The organism is Verminephrobacter aporrectodeae subsp. tuberculatae At4, assembly GCF_000193225.1.
Classification (GTDB): domain Bacteria; phylum Pseudomonadota; class Gammaproteobacteria; order Burkholderiales; family Burkholderiaceae_C; genus Acidovorax; species Acidovorax aporrectodeae.
The window spans coordinates 1-2330 of the sequence record NZ_AFAL01000193.1 but is presented as its reverse complement, the minus strand read 5'-3'; the positions used below and the strand labels follow the sequence as shown (position 1 = coordinate 2330).

The 2330-nt window shown below is 54.2% G+C and carries 2 protein-coding genes; both read right to left on the bottom strand.

The window, feature by feature from the left end; genetic code table 11:
* The coding region (locus tag VTU_RS32550) for a hypothetical protein (RefSeq protein WP_138927805.1) at positions 1-820 on the bottom strand (820 nt) is incomplete at its 3' end.
* The coding region (locus VTU_RS25890) for a putative toxin (RefSeq protein WP_010101878.1) at positions 817-2330 on the bottom strand (1514 nt) is incomplete at its 5' end. The genes VTU_RS32550 and VTU_RS25890, both read right to left, overlap by 4 nt.

Genomic DNA, 2330 nt, shown 5'->3' with positions numbered 1-2330 from the left:
TCGCATGCTTTGGTGTGGAATTATCCGGGAGTTCGGTTGCATGGGGTTCGTTGGTGAGACGAATAAATCCTGGTCTCAGCAGTTTCTTCAACTCGACTCGCCGCGCAGAGAACAGCGCAAAATTGTCTGCCACGTCGAAAATGTTTTCAGTGAGAGTCACCAAGTGTCCATCGCCCATTGCCTCGACGGCAAAGCCATTGGCGCGCAGCTTTTCTGCGTCGATTTCCTTGGTGTATTCCCGGCCAAAGAAGGTTGCCCAAGCCAGGTTTGGAATGCCTCTGTCCTTCAGAATTGCAGCCGGCGGGCCCATGAGGAAATCGTCTGTGGCAATAATCGCGTGCTCGTCTGCCCCAAATGCATCGTCTCTTGTTTCAATATCGGTGAACAAATGCAGAATGGCGAACTGCGGGTTGGCGAGTTCAATAAGGCGGTGGAACAGGCCGGCCCAGTCGATTTTTCTGTTGGCGTCAGCATCACCATGAAGCCATCCGGGATGAAGCTTTCCGAGCTGGCTTACCAAGGTATGGTTCATAGTGCAATTATACTTCACCGCTTTGGATCGCTTCCAATCGCAATCCCATTTGGTAAATATGAGTCCATCCCCAAATGCAGTCGCATCTATGATGGCTTCCATTGCCCAGTACTTCTCGCATGCAGCGATGTCATGAAATGGTTTTTTGATTTTTGGATTGTTATCAAAACCGCTAGGCACCAATCGTGGATCGGTTTCGCAAAATGTCTCCAGCACTTTTTTGCCGAACTCCCATTTTGTGGTGTCGATATCAGTAACGATGGAAATTCGAATATATGACTTTCTCATTTTTGAGGCCTTTTTGAAATCAGAGTATATATTCCAGTTGCTTTATCGAATTGGTAAACGGCGCCCTTTATCTTATGGATCTCTCTCCACAGTTCTTTTGATATGACCTTATTTGATGGACTCACCACCAAGGTATATGGAACTTCTGTCTTGACAGCGTGGTCCATTTGCGCTCTGAACTGATCACTCATTGACAGACTTACCGCGTGCTTTGTCTCAACAATACCAAAGGTCTTCGCCATATGGTCGGGAATAGTGGTAACCCGTGTCCCATCGGACAGAGTCGAAGTCACTCCTTTGAAGTTCTCCGGGAATCCACTTGCTTGGTTGGACGCGTCTTGAAACTCACGGCCAGCGATCCGATTTTGCTCAACCTGCGATCCGCCGCCAATGGGTTTTTTCCATTGGATGCCGTTGCCTGTGTCGCCACGCAACACAGTCTCCTGCTTGCCCGCGCTGTTAAGCGTGAAGTATTCACCGCCAGGCCGTTGAAAGACCGGGGTGACGCCATCTGCTGCAGTCCCGACGTGGGTCAACGGGCCCTTGTTTGGGCCAGTATAAGTGCCGTCCGAGTTGAATTTGTATCCATGCTGCGTAGCGAGTGCGATGGTCTTGGCGTCAGTTGCCGCCGCATTGCCTGTGGCGATGACGGGGTCCTTGAACGTGACGGTGGTGTTGTCGGAGGGGGTACGCGTCGTTGGTGTCGATGTATTCGGTGTGCCTGCCGTGGGCAGCGGGTTGCCCTGCGCATCCGTGTGGGTCGTCTTTCCGTACCCGGAAATTTGTTGCCCGTAGTTTGGCGATTCCCCCTTGGCAGAAGTTGCGGGCGCGGCCGTATTGCCTGTGGCGGTGGTGTTGCCGGGGGTGCTCGTTGGTGCTGGGGTCGATGTATTCGGCGTGGCGCCTGCCGTGGGAAGCGGGTTCCCTTGCGCATCCGAGGTCGTCTTTCCGTATCCAGGAGTTCTCTGCCCGTAGCTTGGCGATTCAGCCGCGGCAGACATTGCGGCCCTGTTCGGCGCCTTGCCTCCAAATATCGGCCGGCCGGGCATCGCGCTCAGTCCCGAGCTCAGTGCAGCGGCCATTTTGTTGCCGTTCGCTGCCGTATTCAGCTGATAGCTGCGGCGCCGATATTCGATGTCTCCCGTTTTCTCGTACAGCATCTCCAAGTTTTCCATGCTGAGGCGGGCGATCTGCTGGAAATTATTGTCGGCCAGTTTGATCTGCCGTTGCAGATCGGTACGTTTCTCCGGGTCTGTCGTGCCACTGAGCTCGGTCTGCCATGCGCCCATTTGCGTGGCCAAATCCGCTGCCGTCTTGCCAATGTCGTCTTGAAACTGATTGGCCTGCTCGACGCTCCTCGCAAACAGCTCGTCCCGAACGGCAGCGTGGCGTTTCCCGGACACTGCGTCGAGTGCCTTGACCGCTTGGCAGGCATCCGCGCTGCCCCCGCGGCACTCCTTTTGCTTGCGGGCGTATTCGCCAACTTCCAGATGGTTCAGGTAGTTGTTCT